We start from the raw sequence: 20,434 nt of genomic DNA on the forward strand, positions 1-20,434 counted from the left end.
GCCGCCCTCAGAAAGGACCTGGATGATGGTCCATTGCGAACGGAACCGGCCCGATGGATCTCAAGGCCCGCCACCCCGTTCGTGAACCGGTGACGACCCGGCCCGGACCGGTGTCACCCAACGATTCAATTGAACAAAACAGTCGGTTCGCGCACCGGCTGTCAGGTTGCGCCAGCATGCATACCAAAGATCAGATTTTTGCCGCCCCTATCGCTCGATTGGGGGATTTTTGCTTTGACGAACAGGTCGTCGATGTCTTCCCCGACATGATCCAGCGCTCGGTGCCGGGTTACAGCAACATCATCTCCGCCATCGGCATGATGGCCGCCCGTTACGCCCAACCCGAGAGCCGGCTCTACGACCTCGGCTGTTCGCTCGGCGCCGCCACCCAGGCGATGCGTCGCCACGTCACCCAGCCCGGCTGCCACATCACGGCGGTGGATCTCTCCCACCCCATGATCGAGCGCGCCCGCGCCCACCTCTCCGGCTTCAAGTCCGAGGTGCCGGTGGAGCTGGTGGAGGCGGACATCTGCGACATCACCATCGAGAACGCCTCCGTGGTGGTGCTCAACTTCACTCTGCAGTTCGTCGAGCCCGAGAAGCGGGCCGCCCTGATCCAGCGCATCTTTGATGGGCTGCGCCCGGGCGGGATCCTGATCCTGAGCGAAAAATTCCGCTTCGAAGATACACCGGTCAACGAGCTGCTCATCGACCTGCACCTCGACTTCAAGCGCGCCAACGGTTACAGCGAGCTGGAGATCAGCCAGAAGCGCACCGCCCTTGAAAACGTGATGCGCACCGACAGCCTGCCGGTGCATCAGGCCCGCCTGCGGGAGGCCGGCTTCGCCCACCAGGATCTCTGGTTCCAGTGCTTCAACTTCGGCTCCATGATTGCCATCAAATCCAGCGACGCCCAGCCATGATCGACTTTGCCAACTTCTATCAGCTGATCGCCAAGAATCGGCTGAGCCACTGGCTGCATACCCTGCCCGCCCAGCTGCACGCCTGGCAGCACGACAACCAGCACGGCGATCTGCCGCGCTGGAACCGCGCCCTCAACAAGCTGCCGCAGGTGGCTCCCGGCCACATCGAGCTGCACAGCCGGGTCGAAATCGGCTCGGCCGAGAGCCTCAGCGAAGGGGAGCGCAAGAAGGTGGAGAGCCTGCTGCGCCACTTCATGCCCTGGCGCAAGGGGCCGTTCACGGTGCACGGCATCCACATCGACACCGAATGGCGCTCCGACTGGAAGTGGGATCGGGTACTGCCCCACATCAGCCCGCTTGCCGGCCGCTACGTGCTGGATGTGGGCTGCGGCAGCGGTTACCACCTCTGGCGCATGGTGGGCGAAGGGGCCAAGCTTGCGGTCGGCATCGACCCGAGCCCGCTGTTCCTCTGCCAGTTCGAGGCCATCCGCCACTTCGCCGGCAACGACCAGCACGCCCACCTGCTGCCGCTCGGCATTCAGGAGCTGCCGGAGCTGCGGGCGTTTGACACCGTCTTCTCCATGGGGGTGCTCTATCACCGCAAGTCCCCCATCGAGCACATCGAGCAGCTGCGCAACCAGTTGAAAGACGACGGCGAGCTGGTGCTGGAGACGCTGGTGATCGACGGCGACGTCAACGATGTGCTGGTGCCCACCGATCGCTACGGCAAGATGCGCAACGTCTGGTTCATCCCCTCCAGCGCGGCCCTCAAGCTGTGGGTCGAGCGCTGCGGATTTACCGATGTGCGGATTGTCGACGAGAATATGACCAGCACCGACGAACAGCGTCGTACCGACTGGATGATTAATGAATCCCTGAGTGATTATCTGGATCCAACCAATCCCGCACTCACGGTAGAAGGACACCCGGCACCCAAACGTGCCGTACTGATTGCCAGAAAGGCCAAAGACTAGCCGATGGCGGCTGTGGAAGTTACACTGACCCAATTCCAGGAAGCACAGTTAAATGAATGACATGAAAAGCAAATTAAAAGGAATGACCCTGCTCTCCCTGCTCAGTCTCGGCGGGTGTGTCAGTATGGAGAAAGCGCCCCCGGTACCTACCTTGACGCTGGCCGAGCTTCGCAACGAGATCAATCTGAGCGAGCAGCGCCTGCAAACATCCATGGAACAGCAACAGAAGCAGTATGTGCAGCAACAGCACCTGCTGGTTCAGCTCAACACTGATGTCAACAACATGAAAGAGTCCGTGAACAAAGTCGGCAGCAAGCTCGAATCCCTGCCGCCCGAGCCACCCAAGCCCATGGCGATCCCGACCGAGAAGTGCCAGGCCCCGAGCCAGGGTCACACCGTCGACGGCAAGTTGCTGGTCGGCGAGGCGGAGTGGATCTGGGTTGACGCGGCCAACGACGCCTTCCAGGCGCGGGTCGATACCGGTGCCACCACCTCCTCCATCAGCGCCCAGGACATCACCATCTTCGAGCGCAACGGCAAGAACTGGGTGCGCTTCTTCCTGAGCCATCAGGAGATGGACGACAAGATCCAGATTGAAGCGCCGCTGGTGCGCCACGTGCGGGTGCGTCAGGCCTCCGCCGACGACCTCGACCGCCGTCCGGTGGTGCGCCTCGCGGTACGCATCGGCGACATGACCGAGAAGGCCGAATTTACCCTGAAGGACCGCAGCGACATGGCCTTCCCCGTGCTGCTCGGCCGTGAGTTTTTGAAAGACATCGCCGTGGTTGATGTGGCCCGCGAATATATCCAACCCAAACCCAAGCTCAAGGATGTGAAATAATCCATGGTTTCCCGTAAGCCGTTCTATTTGCTGGTAGCCCTGCTGTACATTGTCGGCCTGGGGATGACGTTCTATCACCACATCGCGCTGGACGTACCGCTCACGCCGGGTGAAAAACGCCAGATCTGGTCCATCGAAGCCAAGCTGGAGTTCGAGGCCACCGGCGAGCCGGTGATCGCCTCTCTGGCCATTCCGGGCACCCAGCCCGGTTTCACCCTGATGAACGAGAACGCCGCGAGCCCGGGCTACGGCCTCTCCTTCGTCGAGAAGGATGGCGATGCCCGCGCCGAGTGGTCCATCCGCAGCGCTTCCGGTCGTCAGGAGCTCTACTACCGCGTCGACATGATGGCCGATGCCCATGCCAAACCGGCTGCCAACCCGCTGCCGCCGGCCATCGAGAAGCAGATCGAGAGCGAGCCCTACGCCACTGCCATGAAGCAGATCCTGGAACGGGCCCAGGAGCGCTCCGCCGACGGCTATACCCTGACCCGCGAGATCATCAAGGAGATCGAGAAGCAGGAGCAGAACGCCGAGCTGCTGAAGAAGCACAAGAGCCGCGCCAACCTGATCGCCGAGCTGCTCAACAACGCCGACGTGCCGACCCGGGTGGTGCACGCGCTGAGCCTGGAAGATGGCCGCCGTCGTCAGGAGCTGGTGGATTACCTGCAGGTGTTCAACAGCCCGACCGACTACAAGCTGTTCAACCCGCAGACCGGTGAACAGGGCCGCCCTGCCAACCTGCTGCTGTGGGAATACAACTCCGGCGCCCTGCTGGACGTGACCGGTGGCCACAACTCCCGCGTCAGCTTCTCGATGATCGAGCAGGAACAGCCGGTCAGCGTGGCGCTGGCCCAGAAGTTTGAAAAATCGGAGATGATGAACTTCTCCATCCACAGCCTGCCGCTGGAAGAGCAGACCCTGTTCAAGGGCTTGCTGCTGATCCCGATCGGCGTGCTGATGGTGGTGTTCCTGCGGGTACTGGTGGGGATCAAGACCTCGGGTACCTTCATGCCGGTGCTGATCGCGGTCGCCTTCATCCAGACCTCGCTGGTCACCGGTCTCATCGGTTTCCTGCTGATCGTCGGCACCGGTCTGGTGATCCGCTCCTACCTGTCGCGGCTCAACCTGCTGCTGGTCGCCCGAATATCGGCCATCATCATCATGGTGATCTCGATGATCGGCATCTTCTCCGCGTTTGCCTTCAAGCTGGGGCTGACTGACGGCATGAAGATCACCTTCTTCCCGATGATCATCCTCTCCTGGACCATCGAGCGGATGTCCATCCTGTGGGAAGAAGAGGGTCCGAAAGAGGTGTTCCGCCAGGGTGGCGGCTCTCTGCTGGTGGCCGTCATCGCCTATCTGGCCATGGATAACGAACTGATCCGTCACCTCACCTTCAACTTCCTCGGCCTGCAGCTGGTGCTGATGGCGACCGTGCTGTTGATGGGTAACTACACCGGCTACAAGCTGAGCGAACTCAAGCGCTTCAAGCCGCTGGTGGACGAGATCAAATCGGGTGCCACTCCGGGTAAGGACAAGTAACAGATGTGGTTCTGGGAAAAGTACACCACCCCGTGGAGCCTGTCCCAATCAGGCATCCTCGGCATGAACAAGCGCAACCACTCCTACATCAGCCGCTACAATCCGCGCAGCCTCTATCCGCTGGTGGATGACAAGCTGCAGACCAAGCGCATCGCGCTGGATGCCGGCGTCACGGTACCGGAACTGATCGGTACCATTCGTGCCCAGCACGACGTGAGCCGCATCACCGAGCTGGTGAAGGATTGGCCGGGCTTCTGCATCAAGCCGGCACGCGGCTCCGGCGGCAAGGGGATCCTGGTGATCCTGCGCCAGGAAGAGGGCCTGTTCTACAAGCCCAACGGCAGCGCCTCCAACGGGCAGGATCTGGAGCGCCATGTCTCCAACATCCTGGCCGGGCTCTATTCGCTCGGCGGCAAGCCCGACGTGGCGCTAGTGGAAGGCCTCATCAACTTCGATGACGTGTTCGACGGCTACTCGTTCGAAGGGGTCCCCGATGCCCGGGTAATCATCTTCAAGGGCTTCCCGGTGATGGCCATGATGCGCCTCTCCACCGCTGCATCCGACGGCAAGGCGAACCTGCACCAGGGCGCCGTGGGGGTGGGTCTGTGCCTGCGTACCGGCCGTGCGCTGCGGGCGGTGCAATTCGGCAATCCGCTGCGCCACCACCCGGACACCGGTCTCGATCTCTATGAGCTCAAGGTGCCCCACTGGGACACCCTGCTGACCCTGGCGGCCTCCTGCTACGAGATGTCGGGCCTGGGCTACATCGGCACCGACATGGTGCTGGACAAGTTCCGCGGCCCCATGCTGCTGGAACTCAACGCCCGCCCGGGTCTTGCCATCCAGATCGCCAACGGCCGTGGTCTGGTGCCCAACCTCAAGACCATCGAGAAGCTGGGTCAGGTGAAGATGAACGTGGAGCAGCGGGTCAACTTCGCCAAGGATCACTTCGGTATCTTTGACGAGTAGTCCGGACACCCATGACAAAAGCGCGCCAAAGGGCGCGCTTTTTTATGCCTGCCGTTTATCGGCAATCTGCCGGCAACCACAATCCTGCTGAGCATGGGTTTCTGGACAAGGGTTGCTGGACACCGTTGCGAAACGAGAGTGCCGAATAACGGCCATAAAAAAACCGATGCCTAGGCATCGGTTTTTCACTATCCGGATTGCTGACCCGATTACAGGGAAGCAGCGTTCTCAGACAGGTACTTGGCAACGCCGTCCGGAGAGGCGGTCATACCTTTCTTGCCTTTTTCCCACTGAGCAGGGCACACTTCGCCGTGCTCTTCGTGGAACTGCAGGGCGTCGACCATGCGCAGCATCTCATCAATGTTGCGGCCCAGCGGCAGATCGTTGACAACCTGGTGACGAACGACACCGTTCTTGTCGATCAGGAAGGAGCCACGGAATGCAACGCCGGCTTCCGGGTGCTCGACGTCATAGGCTTTGCAGATCTCGTGCTTGATGTCGGCAACCAGCGGGTACTTGACCGGGCCGATGCCGCCGTCTTCGATCTTGGTGTTGCGCCAGGCGTTGTGGGAGAACTCGGAGTCGATGGAAACACCGATCACTTCCACGCCACGCTTGTTGAACTCTTCCAGACGGTGATCGAAGGCAATCAGCTCGGACGGGCAGACGAAGGTGAAATCGAGCGGATAGAAGAACAGGACGGCTGCCTTGCCCTTGATGTGGGATGCCAGGTTGAAGGAGTCAACGATCTGGCCATTGCCCAGAACGGCAGCAGCGGTGAAATCGGGTGCGGGACGGCCTACCAATACCATATTCAATTCCTCTTTATGTGAAGTGAACAATCCTGTCAGGATCAGGCTACCTAGAGCCAAGTCCGTCTAATTAAAGCGACAAACTATAGCCCCGATGGTAGATTAGTTAAATCAAATTAAATAGATAGCATTAATCGGGTTTTCCTATGCAACGTTGGCCCAGCCTGAAACAGCTGCAATATCTGGTTGCTCTCGACGAGCACAAAAACTTCAACCGCGCCGCCAAGGCCTGTCATGTCAGCCAGTCGACCCTGAGTACCGGGATCCAGACGCTGGAGGACATGATGAACCTGCAACTGGTGGAACGGGACCACAAGAGCTTCATTATGACCCCGGTCGGCATGGAAATCGTCGAGCGAGCTCGCAATTTGCTCTCCGATGCGCGGGATCTGATGGAGCTCGGCCAGCATCAGGGGGGCGTCATGCACGGCACGGTACGCCTGGGCTGTATTCCCACCATCGCCCCCTTCCTGCTCAGCAAGCTGCTGCAGGTGTGCGGCAAGACCTATCCTGAGCTGGAATTGTTGCTGCGTGAAGACACCACCACCAACCTGCTCAAGCAGCTGGAGCAGGGTCAGCTCGACCTGCTGATCCTGGCGCTGCCGGTGGAGATCGGCGGCTTTCACTGCAAGACGGTCGGCCAGGATCCCTTCCACATGGTGATGCCCGCCAGCATGGCGGCCAGCCTGCACACCCCGTTCGACTACAAGGAGCTGCCCAACCAGAGCATCTTCCTGCTGGAGCGGGAGCACTGCCTCACCGAACACGCGGTGAGTGCCTGCCGGCTGCGGGACAAGAGCAAGATCAACCCGTTTGCCGCCACCAGCCTGCACACCCTGGTGCAGATGGTCGGCGCCGGGCTCGGCACCACCTTCCTGCCGCAGATGGCCATCGATGCCGGCATCCTCGACAACACGGATCTGGTGGCCATCCCGCTGCCGGGAGAACATCCCTATCGCGAGATCGGGCTGGTGTGGCGCCCCAGCACCACCCGGGTGCAGACCTTCTACAAGCTGGCGGAGCTGCTCGCCCCGCTCATCGAAAACAAGGCCTGATCCGTCCTTCATAAAAAAACGCCGGCACTTGCCGGCGTTGTTGTCTTGGGCGCAAGGCCCTGCTCTGTCAGTGACTGGCCGGTGGCCCGAAGATGCGGGTGTAGGAGGTCAGGGTCCGTACGCTCACATTCTGCGGATTGCCATTCTCGTCGTAGAGCCCCAGCGCCCCGCTCTGCTTGTCATGACCCAGCAGCTGGTGGGCACTCAGGTTGCTGAGCGCATCGCTGTCCGCTTTCCACTCCCAGCGCTGACCCAGACTCAGGCTGCAGCTCTGCAGCTGGCCGAGGTTGTTGCCATCCAGGCAGCGGCGGGTATCCTGCGCGCTGACATAGCGGCCGTACTGGTCATAGATGAAGGACTGGGCGGCCGAGGTCTCGTCACAGGTCACCGCGCTCAGACCATGGTTGGCATCCGCGCTCAGGCAACGGTTGTCAAAGCCCCCCAGCTGCAGGTTGACCGGGCGACCGCCGGTAAACACCGGGTGGTTCCAGTCCACCTTGAAGCTGGTGGACGCCGTCACCCGTCTACGCTTGTCGGTATCTTCGAAGCCCTGGAAGGAGACATGGGCCCCCACCACGTAGTAGTGCTTGTAGATGCCGGTGTAGATGGGACGGATGTTGACCGAGGAGTCGATCTTGAACTCGGTGCTGCCCGTCTCGTCCGGTGCCGCCTTGTAGATGACGTCCAGATTCGGCACGAACCCCTTGTAGCTGAGCGGCTGGATGCGGTTGTGATCCACGTCGTAGCCCATGCCCCAGACGGTGGCCGTCTTGGAGGAGAGCAGGGACTCCGCGGTCGCGTATTGATCGCGCACCCAGCTGAAACTCACCTTCTGGGCGCTCGGCGCCGAGCGTTCAACCCGATAATCCTGGGTGTTGTAGGCGAGCTGGCGCTGCTGGCTGAACTTGGCCGACGCCTCCAGCTTGGCCTTGGGCCCATCCTTGTTCACCTCGACCCCGCCGGTGACCCCCACCTCGAAGCCCGAGATCTCGCGATGCTCGTACTTGCTGTTGAGGTTGGTCGGCAGGCTCTTGAGCACCGCCGCCTTGGCGTTGGAGGCTTCGATGCTGAAGCGGTAATCCTGGGCGATGGCATCGGTGGCATAGTCGCGGGCCCAGCCATCCAGCAGCAGGTAGTCCGCGATGTTCTCGCTCCAAGTGAGATCTTCGTTGAGCTGGATGCCGGCACCGGCCGACTCTTCGTCCAGCGAGATCCGCACTATCTTGGCATCCGGCGTGGCGGAGCCGGTGTTGCCAAATTGCAGGGAGCGCTCCAGGTTGACCCGGTAAACCAGCGAGATGTTCGGCGAATCGCAGAACAGCCGATCGCCCCGGCTCCAGGTGCGCGAGCGCGGGAAGGTGCACTCGGCATCGCTGATCTTGCGGTTGACGTTGAGGTAGAAGGCCACGTGGGGCAGGCCAGCCTCGGCGGCGGGCGGCTGGGTCAGCGAGCGCTTGTGGCGCTTGCCCTGCCCTTCCAGGCTCTCGACCCGATCCATCACCTGATAGAAGGCCGGGTCATCGACGCCTCCCAGCGGGGTGAACAGCAACTCCCCCTTGTAGCCGGACACCAGCACCCAGTCTGCATCAAAAGAGATGCCGGCCAGCTGCTCCATGGCCTTTCTGGCCTGCTGCCGCTCATTCTTGTCGGTGACGGCGCTGAAATCGATGAACAGACGCTCGCCCCGTGCCAACACCCGCTCGCGCAGCTGATCCCGGGTCATGAGCGGCGTCGCGCCCTGCCCCTTCAGCCAGACGTCGGCATTGAGGTAAATCAGACCCTGTTCGGATTGCAGGCTGGCCAGCATGGCGGTGCCCTGGTCGGTACGTTCGCCAATATCTTCGGCTTGCACGCTGCCTGCCAACAAGGCCAGCGCGAGCAGACTGAGAGTGGGGGCTTGCGTGATGAATTTGCGTGGTTGTTTGTTTTTCATTGTTATCTCCTTGTCGAATCACGCCAAGCTATTTAAACAATGAACGAATACGGCATAACCATATTATCCACGGTTATATTTCGGGGCGTTATTCTGCTTGCCTGTCATGACATTCATTATTCTCGCCGTGAATTAACAGCGTGGCGGCGAATGCATTTATTGTTGACAGAACAAGGATCGCGATGCGATCTAAGGTGGATGATTCGGCATGCGCCGATGCTATTACACGGGAGTCGCGCACTGATGGCATTCTTCCCTCAAGGTCGCCTGACTGCGCCTTGCATCTCGCACCGTGCCCGTTGGCTTGGCGGTAGCGCCCATCGGCCTGAACGATGGTGCGACAGCCTGATGCCGCAGGCCTCCTGGTGCGAGGGAACACTCACTGCTATGGACCGGATATCATGGGATGGCCCTCCTCTGTCTGGTGATATTGTCAGCCGACGCCAGTCATTGGCCGAATATTATTATGTGAACCAGTTGCGGGAATATACCCAGAGATATCTTGTGGTGCTGCCATCATATTGGCGGTGAAAATGGCGGGGTCCCTTGCCATTTATTTGATGGCGCCATCATAACGAATTAACCCTGAGACAGAACGTGACACAGATCACGGGGCGACGTCAACAAGGTTAATTATCATTTCATGACGGGCCTGATTGGAATAACTACTTTAATATTGAAATACTCATTCAAGATAATCGCCAAATATTATTCAAATGAATACAAACAATATTATGACCCTCTGCATTTGCGCCTCTTTTGAGGTAGCCAGAGGCTGTTTCTTGCAAGCAAGGCTATGTTCGAGCCCCGAACCCCGTTTATGATGGAGACGTTGTCGTCTCGAAGGAGCCCCCATGGATTGCAAATGGCTGCTACCCCTGCTGGCCCTGTTGCTGGCCGCCTGTTCCAGCACACCCGAGCCTGCCCCGCCACGCCAGCAGAGCAGCGCCTTTGAAGGCTTCTATCAGCAGTGGCGCGGCGTGCCCTATCGCATGGGTGGTTCGGATCGGGCCGGCCTCGACTGCTCCGCCTTCACCCAGCTCGCCTACCAGCAGGTGATGGGTTTCAATTTGCCCAGAACCACCGAATCCCAGGCCAACCTGGGCCGGCCGGTCGATCGCTACCGGCTACAGCACGGCGATCTGGTCTTCTTCAAGACCGGCTGGCAGCAATACCACGTCGGCGTCTACACCGGCGGCGGGGAGTTCATCCACGCCTCCACCAGCAAGGGGGTGATCCGCTCGCGCCTCGACAACGTCTACTGGAACAGCCGCTACTGGCAGGCGCGCCGCCTCACCCAGTGACCGCCATAAAACAACAGGGCCCGCGACGGGCCCTGTTGTTGTTGATCCAACGGATGGCTCAGTGCTTGCGATGCCAGCGCGGCGAGGTGGCCCGCTCACCCCAGGGGGTCACGCAGGGCAACAGCGCTCCTTCGATCACCTTGTCGCTGCCGGCCAGGGCCTCGGCAATCTTCTCGTGCAGCACCCGCAGCAGGCGCCCCTCCTGTTCGGCCAGGGAGTGACCCGCGGCAAAAAACTCGCGCTGATGCTGCAGCGCCAGCTTCTGGGCAAATTCATAGGTGTTGAAGCAATCCGGCATCCGCTCGACCACATCTTCCAGGCGGGCCAACAAGCTGTTCAGTTCCCTGGTCATAACACTCTCTCCTTGTCGGTTGATAGCCAAAAACTACCCCTTATTGGATAATTCACCAACCCCAAATCCACGAAAGTGTGGAGGCCAGCACAGTCGCCGGGTGAGTCATCCGCGCCCCATCCTAAGCCAACGGGCAAAACTTTACAGCCAGTTAACAAGACGCTAGATTTAGACCGACCAATCAGTCGGTCCCTAACCAGCGGGGTATGCCATGGAAGCGATGCAGTTGCAGGAGGCCACCGACAAGCTGTCGCTCCCGGCCAGACTGGCCAGACTCAGAGACGCCTGTCAGCAACATCCCATGCCGAGCCTGAGTGAGCGCAGAGCCCACCTCAGCCAGCTCAAGCGCGCCCTGATCGCCCACAAGCAGCCGCTGTGCGATGCCCTGGCCAAAGACTATGGCCAGCGCAGCGACTACGACAGCATGATTGCCGACATCCTCCCCTGCGTCATGCAGATCAACTACACCCAGAAACGGATCAAGCGCTGGATGCGCCCGCACCGCCGCCACACCGGCCTGCTGCTGGCGCCGGCCCGGGTGGAGGTGTTCTATCAGCCGCTCGGGGTGGTCGGCATCATTGTGCCCTGGAACTTCCCGGTGATGCTGAGCCTGGGGCCCCTCATCAGCGCCATCGCCGCCGGCAACCGCGCCATGCTGAAGCTCTCCGAATTCACCCCCCACACCAACCGGGTGTTGCGCGAGCTGCTGGACAGCGTCTTCGACGAGCGCGAGGTGATGGTGATTGAAGGTGACGCCCAGGTGGCGGCCGCCTTCAGTGCCCTGCCCTTCGACCATCTGCTGTTTACCGGCTCCACTGCGGTGGGGAGGCTGGTGATGGCCGCGGCGGCCCCCCAGCTCACCCCGCTCACCCTGGAGCTCGGTGGCAAGAGCCCCTGCCTCATCGCCCCCGACATGCCGCTGGCGCTGGCGGTGGAGCGGATGATCTTCGGCAAGAGCCTCAACGCCGGCCAGATCTGCGTCGCCCCCGACTATGTGCTGCTGCCGCGCGGTCAGGAGCAGGCCTTTGTCGAGGCCTATCGCGATCACTTCGCCCGCCTCTATCCCCAGGGGCTGGCCAGCGCGGATTACGGCTCCATCATCAATGGCCGCCAGTATGAACGGCTCACCAGCTGGCTGGCCGAAGCCGAGCGGGCAGGCGCCCAGATACACCCCTGTGGCAGTCCGGCCCGGGACGATGGCGCCCACCGCCTGCTGCCCCATCTGCTGACCGAGGTGCCCAGCCACTGCCAGCTGATGCAGCAGGAGATTTTCGGCCCGCTGCTGCCGATCGTGCCCTATGACTCGCTGGACGAGGCGCTCACCTACATAGCCGCGCGGCCCCGCCCACTCGCCTTCTACCTGATGAGCCTGGACCCTGCCCTGCAGCACAAGGTGATCCGGGAGACCCACTCCGGCGGCATGGCCATCAACGACAGCCTGTTCCAGGTGGCGGCCGACGACGTGCCCTTTGGCGGCATCGGTGCCTCCGGCATGGGTCACTACCACGGCCACGAGGGGTTTCTTACCTTCTCCAAGGCCAAGACCGTGCTGAGCCGGGGACGCTGCAGCACCGGCACCATGGTGCACCCTCCCTATCGGCGCTGGCACCAGCGGCTGATGATGGCCCTGTTTTTGCGCTGACGAGACCAGCATGAACACACCCGTGACCGACAAGCGCCGCCAGATCCTGGATGCCGCCCTTGCCCTGTGCGCCGAAGATGGCTTGCAGGGCGCCGCCACCGCCCGCATCGCCAAGGCGGCCGGGGTAGCCAACGGCACCCTGTTTCACCACTTTCCCAGCAAGGAGGTGCTGATCCAGAGCCTCTACCAGGACATCAAGCTGCGCCTTGGCGCCGCCATCACCGAGGCTGACGCCGCCCTGCCCCTCCAGGAGCAGGCGCGCCACTACTGGAGCCAGGCGATGGCCTGGATGCAGGCCCACCCCCACGAGCTCAAGTTCGTGCTGGGCTTCTTTCACTCCCCCCTGCTGGCTCGCCCGCTGCGCAGCCAGATCCTGAGCGACACCCTGCGTTTTCTACCCCGCCTGCTGGCCCAGGGCCAGGCCAGCGGCGAATTGATGCAAGCTCCACCGGCCCTGATGCTGGAGGTCTGCCAGGGCCAGTTCCTGGCCTGCGCCTCGCTGTTTGTCGACCAACCTGAACTGGGACGGGACGGCCACTGGCAAGCCAGCGCCTTCGCCCTGTTCTGGTCCGCCATCTCGGGAGTTCACGTCTATGCACAACCGACACCTTGATACTCTGGCGGCGCAGGGTCGCCGCCTGTGGATCAGCTGCCTGCTCTGGATCATCGGCCGCACCCTGTGCCGCGCCGCACGCATCGACGAGGCGGTGCGCCAGGAGCTCGCCCCCCTGCCGGACGGGCTCACCATCCGGCTGGAGGTAAGCGGCATGGCCCACGGTCTGACCATTCACAAGGCGGCCGGCCGCTGGCAGAGCGGCCCAGCACCCGACACCGGCGGGCTGCATCCGCTGCGGGTGCGCTTCAAGCATCCCGCCATCGCCTTTCGCGCCCTCAGCTTTCGGCTCGGGGTCAATCAGGCGTTCAGCGAAAACCGCTTGCTGGTGGAGGGGGATCTCACCGTCGCCATGCACCTGGTACGGGCGCTGGAACAGCTGCAGGCCCTGATCCTGCCCGCCTTCATCGCGCGGCCGCTGTTGCGCCACTATCCGAGCCCACGCCACAAGCTGAGCCGGGCCTGCCACATCTACCTGGGTCTGTTGACCGGCTGAACGAGAGGATGAGCACCATGAGTCGCTATTACGATTTTTTCTGCCCGGTCAAACTGATGGCGGGCGAGCAGGCGCTGGAGCAACTGGCCGGCGAACTGGCGGGATTGGGGGCGCGCAAGCCGCTGCTGCTCACCGACAAGGGGGTCAGCGGCACCGGCCTCGCCACCCTGCTGGCCGGGGTGCTGGCCGAAGGGGAGCTGCCGGTGGCCGCCATCTGGGACGAGATCCCGGCCGACTCCTCCACCGCCGTGGTGGAGCGGATTGCGGCCCGTCACCGGGAGCTCGGCTGTGACAGCCTGGTGGCACTGGGCGGCGGCTCCGTCATCGACACCGCCAAGGCGGTCAACATTCTCGCCTCCATGGGGGGGACGCGGCTGCTCGATTACGCCGGCGCCGGCTGCCTGACCAGACCCCTGCAACCGCTGGCGGTGGTGCCCACCACGGCGGGCACCGGCTCGGAAGTGACCCTGGTGGCGGTGATCAAGGACGAGGCGAGCGGGCGCAAGGTGCCCTTTACCTCCCCCTTCCTGCTGCCCCAGCTGGCGGTGCTGGATCCGCGCCTCACCCAGGGGCTGCCGCTCAACATCACCGCCGCCACCGCCATGGATGCCATGACCCACGCCATCGAGGCCTTCATCGGCAACGCCAAGAACCCGGTCAGCGACGCCCTGGCCCTGATGGCGGTGGAAAAGATCGCCAGCGCCTTGCCACAGGTACTGAACAACCCGCAGGACAAGCGGCTGCGACTGCAGCTGGCGGAAGGCTCCACCCTGGCGGGCATGGCCTTCTCCAACTCCATGGTGGGGCTGGTGCACGCCCTCGGCCACAGCCTGGGGGCCCGCTGCCATCTGCCTCACGGCCTGTGCATGAACCTTTTCCTGCCCACCGTGCTCGACTACAACCGGCCGGGCATCGATCCCGAACTGGCCCGCCTGCTGTTGCCGCTGGTGGGGGCCGAGCGCTTTGCCGCAACCCCGGCCGCCGCACGGGCCCAGGCCGCCATCGAGGCGTTGCAGGCGCTGCGCGATACCCTGTGGCAGGCGGTCAAGCTACCGCGCACCCTGCGCGAGGCCGGCGTCACCGACAAGGCGCTGCTGCCCGAGATCCGCGATCTCGCCATCAACGACGGCGCCCTGCTCTACAACCGCAAGGATGCCGACCGCACCCAGCTGCTCGGCCTGCTCGAGCTCGCCTGGGAGTAATCAGACAGAGGCCCCGCATCGCGGGGCCTCCTGTTACCAACTGATGGTGGCGCCAGCGCCGTAGTTGCCGCGCTCCTCGGGCGTCTTTTCGCGCCAGATGGACTCCTTGTTGCGGCGCACGGCCTCCTCCCGCTCCTGCTTGCGCTCCCAGACGGGCTTTACCTCGTCCAGCGGCCGCTCATGTTTCTGCCCCTGGTGATCAATCACCGAGCACTGCTTGTCGCCGCACTGATAGGCGTAGGGTTCGACGGTACAACCCGCCGTGGCCAGACACAGGCCAAACAGAGAAAGACGAAGGGAGGAAGGCAAGATCATGGGACGCTCCTGTTTACATCGGTCAACCAAGGGCGCCGAGTGTCAAACAGGAGGCAAATGGAATCAACCCTGCCAGCAGGGTTGATTGTTACAAGGGGTACACAGTGCAATGTATCAGCAAGCTGTTGGTACATATCACGTTAACCATCACGCTGACGCAGCGCTCTTACGCCTGCTCGTCGCTGAACACCCCGGTGGAGAGGTAGCGATCTCCCCGATCGCAGATGATGGCCACCACCACCCCCTGCTTGATCTCTGCCGCCACCCGCAAGGCGCCGGCCACGGCGCCCCCCGAGCTGACCCCGCAGCAGATCCCCTCCTCCCGCGCCAGCCGGCGCATCATGGCAAGCGCCTCCTGCTGGGTCACGTCCAGCACCCGATCGACCCGGGCAGGCTCGAAAATGGCCGGCAAATAGGCCGCAGGCCAGCGCCGGATCCCCGGGATCTGGCTCCCCTCGGCCGGTTGCAGGCCGATCACCTGCACCGCCGGGTTCTGCTCCTTGAGGTAGCGGGAGACCCCCATGATGGTGCCCGTGGTGCCCATGGCCGAGACGAAGTGAGTGACCGCCCCCTCGCTCTGGCGCCAGATCTCGGGGCCGGTGGAGAGGTAATGGGCATCCGGGTTGGCCGGATTGTTGAACTGGTCGAGCACCAGCCCCTCGCCCCGCGCCTGCATCGCCAGGGCGAGATCTCGCGCGGCCTCCATGCCGCCCTCCACCAGCACCAGCTCGGCACCATAGGCCTGCATGGCATCGCGCCGCTCCTGACTCATGGTATTTGGCATGATGAGCCGCATCCGGTAGCCCCGCGCCGCCGCCACCATGGCCAGCGCAATGCCGGTGTTGCCGGAGGTGGCCTCGATGAGGCGGGCCCCAGGCGCTAAGTGACCGCTCGCCTCCGCGCACTTGATGAGGTTCAACGCCGGCCTGTCCTTGACCGAGCCGGCCGGGTTGTTGCCCTCCAGCTTCACCAGCAGGGTGACACCGGGGTGGGGATTGATGCGACGCAGCGCCAGCAGGGGGGTATTGCCGATCAACTCTTCCAGCGTGGCAAAAGCCATAATGGGATCCATCCTTCGTGAACTGTTCTATACCTTGGCTAGCGGGCATGTACCCGGCCGGGCTCGCAGTGTAAGCGACCCCGAACAGTTGGCAAAGGGGCGCCAACATGGTCAGATAACCCATCCCCCGTACCGAGGAGCAAGCATGAGCGAGATCATTCATCAGGCCAACCAGCAGCAATTCATCTGTGTGGTGGATGGCAAGGAGTCCAGGCTGCGCTACCGGCGGCTCGACGCCAAGACCATCGACGCCTACAGCACCTTCGTCCCGCCCGAGCTCAGGGTACAGGGGATCGCCGATCAGCTGGCGCGCACCTTCTACAGCTGGACCCAGGCAGAAGGGCTCACCATAGTGCCGAGCTGCAGCTACATCGACGTCTGGTTGCGCCGCAATGCCGGCTGACACCCAGACGCGTCACAGCACGCCAGCCTCGCACACTCGCCAGAGCGCCCAGGAAGCCAACCTGCAGGCACAGACCGAAGCCCTGCTGCGAGCCGATGATCAGCGCATGGATTGCCTGCGGGCCGCCCGTGAACTGGCACTGCCCGACTGGGCGCTGGGGGCCGGTTTTATCCGCAACCTCATCTGGGATCACCTGCACCACAAAGCGGTGCCGACCGCCCTCAACGACATCGATCTTATCTATCTGGACAGTGCTGATCCCACTGGATTGCAGGAGGCCGATCACGAAGCCTGGCTCGCCGCCAGGACGCCGGGCCAGCAGTGGGAGGTACGCAACCAGGCCCGCATGCATGTGCGTCAGCTGGTGCCCCCGTTCACCAGCTCGCTCTCGGCCCTCAGCCACTGGGTGGAAGTACCCACCTGCATCGGAGTCCGGCTGCTGGCTGACGATTCATTCGAGTGGCTGGCCCCTTACGGCTTTGCCCCCAACTGGTCCCTGCAGGTGGATCCCAACCCGCGCTGCCGCCAGGAGAGCCGGGTCTTTACCGAGCGGGTCAAGGCCAAGGGGTGGCAACGGCTGTGGCCTGACCTGGTAGTGAACTGGCCATAACCTGATTGCAATGTTTCGATAACCTTGGGCACACTAAGGAAAAGCTGTTTGTAACTCAATGGGTTAAATAATGCGCGACTTCTTCTCACTCGAACGCTGGCTACCGGGCCTCGCCGCCCTGCTGCAATACCAGCGGGCCTGGCTGATGCCGGATATGCGCGCTGGATTGTCGGTGGCCGCCGTGGCCCTGCCCGTGGCCATCGCCTATGCGGAGCTGGCCGGGGTGGGGCCGCTGGTGGGCCTCTACTCCTGCATCCTGCCCATGCTGGTGTACGCCCTGTTCGGCACCTCCCGCCAGCTCATCGTCGGCCCGGACGCCGCCACCTGCGCGGTGATCGCCGCCGTGGTGACCCCGCTCGCCGCCGGGGATGCCACCCGCCACTGGCAGCTGGTGATGACCATGACCGCCATGACCGGCTTCTGGTGCCTCATCGCCAGCCGCTTCAAGCTGGGGGTGCTGGCGGACTTTCTCTCCCGCCCGATCCTGATGGGGCTGCTCAACGGGGTAGCCATCACCATCATGGTGGGCCAGCTCTCCAAGATCTTCGGCTTCACCTTCAGCGAACGCTACCTCATCGAGCGGATCGCCGGCGGCGCCAGCTACATCACCCAGACCCATCTGCCCACCCTGGCCATGAGCCTGACCGCCCTGCTCACCCTGCTGCTGGCCAAGCGCTTCAAGCCGGCCTGGCCCTCCTCCATGGTGGCCATGGTGGTGACGGCGGGACTGGTGTGGGCGCTCGATCTCGGCCAGTTCGGCATCGCCACCCTGGGCGCCATCGGATCCGGCCTGCCCGCCTTCCAGCTGCCGGAGTTTCCCCCCGGCCTGATGCGGGAACTGGTGCTGCCGGCGCTCAACCTGGCCATGGTGAGCTTCGTCTCCATGATGCTGACCGCCCGCAGCTTCGCCGCCAAGAACGGCTACGAGATCGATGCGGACAAGGAGTTTCGGGCCCTCGGCATGGCCAACCTGGCGGCGGCAGCCTCTCAGGGCTTTGCCATCAGTGGCGCAGATTCGCGCACCGCGGTCAACGACGCCAACGGCGGCAAGAGCCAGCTGGTCTCCATCATCGCCGCCGCCGTCATCGCCCTGGTCACCTTCTACCTGACGGCGCCGCTGCAATACATCCCCACCGCCGCCCTCGGCGTGGTGCTGGTGATGGCGTCTTTGTCCCTCACCGACTTTCGCGGCCTGTGGGCCCTGCGCCATTCCGATCGCTCCGCCTTCTGGCTGGCGCTCATCACCTTCATCAGCGTGCTGGCCATGGGGGTCATTCCGGGCATCACCCTCGCGGTGCTGCTGGGGCTGTTCCAGTTCCTGCGCAACGTGATGCGCCCCACCGACCAGCTGCTCGGCATGGACGACGAGGGGGTCGTGCGTACCCTAGGTGACAACGAGCAGGCCAAGGCCATTCCCGGCATCCTGGTCTATCGCTTCAACTCGCCGCTCACCTACTTCAACGCCCCCTACTTCAAGCGGCGGGTGCTGGCGCTGCTGGTGCAGGATCCCCACAGCCCCAAATGCCTGGTAGTGGATGCGGTGGCCTGCTTCACCCATCAGGACATCAGCGTGATGAGCATGCTGGGGGAGCTGCACAAGGATCTGAAACGACGCGGCATCCACATGGTAATGGCCGGCCGCCATGGCCAGATGAGCCTGTGGCTCAAGCAGGCCGGGATCCGGGTCGGCGACGAGGGGATCATCCTCTGCCCCGACATGTATCAGGCGCTGCGGATGACCCGCTGCTACCGCGAGCCGGTGTTCAAGGATGACGAGGTGGTGGAGAGCACCACCGAAGCCATTCTCTCGCGCTGGCCCCAGGATGACGCCCTGCCCGATTCGGCGCGCCTCACCCTGCCAAGCGAGCAGGAGGCGGGCGCCACCCCGGCCTGATCCCGAGCGGGCCCTGCCCATGGCGGCAGGGCCCGCGCTCTCTTCCCCTGCTTGGTCACCGCCGCGATTGCGCCTCGCCCCCGCTTGGTGTTAAATGCCCGTCCAGATGGCGCTGACGAGGGCCATCCCCAGTATTTGGACACCCCATGCAAACTCAATCCCACGCAGGTCCGGGCACCCTCTTCTCCCTGACCTGGCCACTGTTTATCGATCTTGCCCTGCACTTTCTGACCGGGGCCCTCAACACCTTCATGGTGGGTCACGTCTCCTATCAAGGGGTGGCGGCGCTCGCGGTCGGCAACCAGGTGTTCGATCTCGCCATCACCTTGTTCAGCTTCGTCAGCATCGGCACCAGCGTGGTGATCACCCAGTATCTGGGGGCCGGCGACAAGGAGAAGGCGCGCGTCGTCATCCACACCGCCATCGGTTTCAACCTGCTGGTGGGGCTGGTGGCCGCCGTCGGCGTCATCGCCGGGGCCAGTACCATGCTGGCGCTGATGAACCTGCCCGCCAACCTGATGAGCGATGCCACCCTCTACCTGCAGATCATCGGCCTGTGCCTGCTGCCGGAAGCGGCGGCGCTCTGCCTGGCCGCCACCCTGCGCGCCCACGGCCACACCCGTCAGGCGATGTACGTGACCCTCATCGTCAACCTCATCACCTTCGTCGGCAACCTGCTGCTGCTCTACGGCTGGTTCGGCCTGCCCCAGCTCGGGGTGGCCGGGGTCGCCATCAGCACGGTGGCGGGCCGCATCGTCGGGGTGGTGCTGCTGGTGTGGCTGGTGGCGCGCAAGACCGGCATCCGGTTGCGCCTGCCGGAGATCGTCAAACCCAGCCGGCTGATGCTGGGCAAGGTACTGCACATCGGCCTGCCGGCTGCCGGCGAGAACCTCTCCTGGATGCTGCAGTTCATGGTGGTGACCGCCTTCGTCGGCCTGCTCGGCGACAAGGCGCTGGCAACCCAGTCCTACTTCTTCCAGATCTGCCTGTTCATCCTGCTGTTCGGCCTCTCCATCGGCCTTGGCAACGAGATCATCATCGGCCATCTGGCAGGGGCCCGCCGCTTCGAGCAGGCCTACCGCCAGTTGCTCAAAAGCCTGAAGCTGGGGCTCGTCGTCACCGCCTTCATCGCCTTGCTGGCGGCCCTCAACGGCCGCACCATCATCAGCCTGTTCACCGATGACGCCGACATCATCACCCAGGTGGCGCAGCTGTTCTTGATAAGCCTCATTCTGGAACCCGGCCGTACCTTCAATCTGGTGGTGATCAACGCCCTGCGCGCCACCGGGGACGCCCGTTTCCCGCTCTACATGGCGCTCGTCTCCATGTGGGGGATTGCCGTTCCACTGGCCTATTTCCTTGGTATCATGCAGGGTTATGGACTGGTCGGTATCTGGTTGGCGCTCGCCTGCGACGAGTGGGTGCGCGGTCTGGCCATGTTCTGGCGCTGGCGCAGTCGTCGCTGGCAAAACAAAATTCTTGTTGAAACATAAG

20 protein-coding genes are annotated in these 20,434 nt (G+C 63.0%); 15 read left to right on the top strand and 5 right to left on the bottom strand.

The features are described from left to right. Nucleotides 1-176: 176 nt before the first annotated feature. The 5 genes from cmoA (at nt 177) to QLG02_RS07140 (ending at nt 5,249) form a co-directional block, all read left to right on the top strand. Nucleotides 177-923, top strand: coding sequence for a carboxy-S-adenosyl-L-methionine synthase CmoA (gene cmoA / locus QLG02_RS07120; protein ID WP_282464841.1), 747 nt, complete (start codon nt 177-179; stop codon nt 921-923). After that, a complete protein-coding gene (gene cmoB / locus QLG02_RS07125) occupies nt 920-1,897 on the top strand; it encodes a tRNA 5-methoxyuridine(34)/uridine 5-oxyacetic acid(34) synthase CmoB (RefSeq protein ID WP_282464842.1) in 978 nt (325 codons plus the stop codon). Before cmoA ends, cmoB begins: the two co-directional genes overlap by 4 nt. An 82-nt stretch (nt 1,898-1,979) precedes the next feature. After that, complete coding sequence (locus tag QLG02_RS07130) at nt 1,980-2,738, top strand: ATP-dependent zinc protease (protein ID WP_016350202.1); 759 nt, start codon at nt 1,980-1,982, stop codon at nt 2,736-2,738. 3 nt (nt 2,739-2,741) lie between these two features. Continuing rightward, nucleotides 2,742-4,280, top strand: coding sequence for an inactive transglutaminase family protein (locus QLG02_RS07135; protein ID WP_011705413.1), 1,539 nt, complete (start codon nt 2,742-2,744; stop codon nt 4,278-4,280). Nucleotides 4,281-4,283: 3 nt separating this feature from the next. Beyond that, nucleotides 4,284-5,249: an alpha-L-glutamate ligase-like protein gene (locus QLG02_RS07140; protein ID WP_011705412.1), complete on the top strand. Its 966-nt coding sequence runs from the start codon at nt 4,284-4,286 to the stop codon at nt 5,247-5,249. A 209-nt stretch (nt 5,250-5,458) separates the two neighbouring features. On the opposite strand, the gene QLG02_RS07145 is transcribed toward QLG02_RS07140, so the two are convergent. Continuing rightward, nucleotides 5,459-6,061, bottom strand: a complete 603-nt coding sequence (locus tag QLG02_RS07145) for a peroxiredoxin C (protein WP_005299113.1) — start codon at nt 6,059-6,061, stop codon at nt 5,459-5,461. A gap of 146 nt (nt 6,062-6,207) precedes the next feature. Here QLG02_RS07145 and QLG02_RS07150 point away from each other — a divergent pair, with 146 nt between their 5' ends. Beyond that, nucleotides 6,208-7,116 (top strand): hydrogen peroxide-inducible genes activator, encoded by a 909-nt coding sequence (locus QLG02_RS07150; RefSeq protein WP_011705410.1) that lies wholly within the window; start codon nt 6,208-6,210, stop codon nt 7,114-7,116. A gap of 67 nt (nt 7,117-7,183) precedes the next feature. On the opposite strand, the gene ahh1 is transcribed toward QLG02_RS07150, so the two are convergent. Further along, entirely contained in the window at nt 7,184-9,049 is a 1,866-nt protein-coding gene (gene ahh1, locus QLG02_RS07155) for a hemolysin Ahh1 (protein ID WP_282464843.1), read from the bottom strand. An 854-nt stretch (nt 9,050-9,903) separates the two neighbouring features. Here ahh1 and QLG02_RS07160 point away from each other — a divergent pair. Further along, nucleotides 9,904-10,353, top strand: coding sequence for an NlpC/P60 family protein (locus QLG02_RS07160; protein ID WP_011705408.1), 450 nt, complete (start codon nt 9,904-9,906; stop codon nt 10,351-10,353). Nucleotides 10,354-10,411: 58 nt separating this feature from the next. Here the strand turns inward: QLG02_RS07160 and QLG02_RS07165 are convergent, their stop codons facing one another. Then, a complete protein-coding gene (locus QLG02_RS07165) occupies nt 10,412-10,705 on the bottom strand; it encodes a hypothetical protein (RefSeq protein WP_005299095.1) in 294 nt (97 codons plus the stop codon). A gap of 211 nt (nt 10,706-10,916) precedes the next feature. Between QLG02_RS07165 and QLG02_RS07170 the strand changes: the two genes are divergently transcribed. From QLG02_RS07170 to QLG02_RS07185, 4 genes are read left to right on the top strand one after another with little or no spacing between them, the layout of a single operon-like run. Beyond that, entirely contained in the window at nt 10,917-12,347 is a 1,431-nt protein-coding gene (locus tag QLG02_RS07170) for a coniferyl aldehyde dehydrogenase (protein WP_282464844.1), read from the top strand. Between the two features lie 10 nt (nt 12,348-12,357). Further along, entirely contained in the window at nt 12,358-12,960 is a 603-nt protein-coding gene (locus QLG02_RS07175; protein WP_282464845.1) for a TetR/AcrR family transcriptional regulator, read from the top strand. Continuing rightward, the gene (locus tag QLG02_RS07180) at nt 12,941-13,456 is read left to right on the top strand and encodes an SCP2 sterol-binding domain-containing protein (RefSeq protein WP_139393365.1); all 516 of its coding nucleotides are present in this window, start codon (nt 12,941-12,943) and stop codon (nt 13,454-13,456) included. Before QLG02_RS07175 ends, QLG02_RS07180 begins: the two co-directional genes overlap by 20 nt. A gap of 17 nt (nt 13,457-13,473) precedes the next feature. Continuing rightward, nucleotides 13,474-14,658 (top strand): iron-containing alcohol dehydrogenase, encoded by a 1,185-nt coding sequence (locus QLG02_RS07185; protein WP_065478392.1) that lies wholly within the window; start codon nt 13,474-13,476, stop codon nt 14,656-14,658. A 33-nt stretch (nt 14,659-14,691) separates the two neighbouring features. On the opposite strand, the gene QLG02_RS07190 is transcribed toward QLG02_RS07185, so the two are convergent. Both QLG02_RS07190 and cysM read right to left on the bottom strand, forming a co-directional pair. Beyond that, nucleotides 14,692-14,973: a hypothetical protein gene (locus QLG02_RS07190; protein ID WP_017410040.1), complete on the bottom strand. Its 282-nt coding sequence runs from the start codon at nt 14,971-14,973 to the stop codon at nt 14,692-14,694. 166 nt (nt 14,974-15,139) lie between these two features. Beyond that, nucleotides 15,140-16,045 (bottom strand): cysteine synthase CysM, encoded by a 906-nt coding sequence (gene cysM / locus QLG02_RS07195; RefSeq protein ID WP_101614157.1) that lies wholly within the window; start codon nt 16,043-16,045, stop codon nt 15,140-15,142. A gap of 133 nt (nt 16,046-16,178) precedes the next feature. On the opposite strand from cysM, the gene QLG02_RS07200 reads away from it, so the two are divergent. From QLG02_RS07200 to QLG02_RS07215, 4 genes are all read left to right on the top strand, one after another. Continuing rightward, entirely contained in the window at nt 16,179-16,436 is a 258-nt protein-coding gene (locus tag QLG02_RS07200; protein ID WP_011705401.1) for a GNAT family N-acetyltransferase, read from the top strand. Then, entirely contained in the window at nt 16,426-17,046 is a 621-nt protein-coding gene (locus QLG02_RS07205; protein ID WP_282464846.1) for a nucleotidyltransferase family protein, read from the top strand. The genes QLG02_RS07200 and QLG02_RS07205 overlap by 11 nt, the downstream gene beginning before the upstream one ends. A 70-nt stretch (nt 17,047-17,116) precedes the next feature. Then, the gene (locus QLG02_RS07210; RefSeq protein WP_011705399.1) at nt 17,117-18,940 is read left to right on the top strand and encodes a SulP family inorganic anion transporter; all 1,824 of its coding nucleotides are present in this window, start codon (nt 17,117-17,119) and stop codon (nt 18,938-18,940) included. Nucleotides 18,941-19,086: 146 nt separating this feature from the next. Continuing rightward, complete coding sequence (locus QLG02_RS07215; protein WP_039213156.1) at nt 19,087-20,433, top strand: MATE family efflux transporter; 1,347 nt, start codon at nt 19,087-19,089, stop codon at nt 20,431-20,433. Nucleotide 20,434 lies beyond the last annotated feature (1 nt).

The organism is Aeromonas sp. V90_14, from assembly GCF_029967615.1.
In the GTDB taxonomy this organism is placed as follows: Bacteria; Pseudomonadota; Gammaproteobacteria; order Enterobacterales; family Aeromonadaceae; genus Aeromonas; species Aeromonas hydrophila.

What these genes read in the sequence shown, in the direction of transcription:
- QLG02_RS07215 (WP_039213156.1), top strand. Translation starts at nt 19,087, where the DNA reads ATGCAAACTCAATCCCACGCAGGTCCGGGCACCCTCTTCTCCCTGACC.
- QLG02_RS07185 (WP_065478392.1), top strand. Translation starts at nt 13,474, where the DNA reads ATGAGTCGCTATTACGATTTTTTCTGCCCGGTCAAACTGATGGCGGGC.
- ahh1 (WP_282464843.1), bottom strand. Translation starts at nt 9,049, where the DNA reads ATGAAAAACAAACAACCACGCAAATTCATCACGCAAGCCCCCACTCTC.
- QLG02_RS07200 (WP_011705401.1), top strand. Translation starts at nt 16,179, where the DNA reads ATGAGCGAGATCATTCATCAGGCCAACCAGCAGCAATTCATCTGTGTG.
- cmoB (WP_282464842.1), top strand. Translation starts at nt 920, where the DNA reads ATGATCGACTTTGCCAACTTCTATCAGCTGATCGCCAAGAATCGGCTG.
- QLG02_RS07180 (WP_139393365.1), top strand. Translation starts at nt 12,941, where the DNA reads ATGCACAACCGACACCTTGATACTCTGGCGGCGCAGGGTCGCCGCCTG.
- QLG02_RS07140 (WP_011705412.1), top strand. Translation starts at nt 4,284, where the DNA reads ATGTGGTTCTGGGAAAAGTACACCACCCCGTGGAGCCTGTCCCAATCA.
- cysM (WP_101614157.1), bottom strand. Translation starts at nt 16,045, where the DNA reads ATGGATCCCATTATGGCTTTTGCCACGCTGGAAGAGTTGATCGGCAAT.
- QLG02_RS07145 (WP_005299113.1), bottom strand. Translation starts at nt 6,061, where the DNA reads ATGGTATTGGTAGGCCGTCCCGCACCCGATTTCACCGCTGCTGCCGTT.
- cmoA (WP_282464841.1), top strand. Translation starts at nt 177, where the DNA reads ATGCATACCAAAGATCAGATTTTTGCCGCCCCTATCGCTCGATTGGGG.
- QLG02_RS07150 (WP_011705410.1), top strand. Translation starts at nt 6,208, where the DNA reads ATGCAACGTTGGCCCAGCCTGAAACAGCTGCAATATCTGGTTGCTCTC.
- QLG02_RS07160 (WP_011705408.1), top strand. Translation starts at nt 9,904, where the DNA reads ATGGATTGCAAATGGCTGCTACCCCTGCTGGCCCTGTTGCTGGCCGCC.
- QLG02_RS07130 (WP_016350202.1), top strand. Translation starts at nt 1,980, where the DNA reads ATGACCCTGCTCTCCCTGCTCAGTCTCGGCGGGTGTGTCAGTATGGAG.
- QLG02_RS07205 (WP_282464846.1), top strand. Translation starts at nt 16,426, where the DNA reads ATGCCGGCTGACACCCAGACGCGTCACAGCACGCCAGCCTCGCACACT.
- QLG02_RS07165 (WP_005299095.1), bottom strand. Translation starts at nt 10,705, where the DNA reads ATGACCAGGGAACTGAACAGCTTGTTGGCCCGCCTGGAAGATGTGGTC.
- QLG02_RS07190 (WP_017410040.1), bottom strand. Translation starts at nt 14,973, where the DNA reads ATGATCTTGCCTTCCTCCCTTCGTCTTTCTCTGTTTGGCCTGTGTCTG.
- QLG02_RS07210 (WP_011705399.1), top strand. Translation starts at nt 17,117, where the DNA reads ATGCGCGACTTCTTCTCACTCGAACGCTGGCTACCGGGCCTCGCCGCC.
- QLG02_RS07175 (WP_282464845.1), top strand. Translation starts at nt 12,358, where the DNA reads ATGAACACACCCGTGACCGACAAGCGCCGCCAGATCCTGGATGCCGCC.
- QLG02_RS07170 (WP_282464844.1), top strand. Translation starts at nt 10,917, where the DNA reads ATGGAAGCGATGCAGTTGCAGGAGGCCACCGACAAGCTGTCGCTCCCG.
- QLG02_RS07135 (WP_011705413.1), top strand. Translation starts at nt 2,742, where the DNA reads ATGGTTTCCCGTAAGCCGTTCTATTTGCTGGTAGCCCTGCTGTACATT.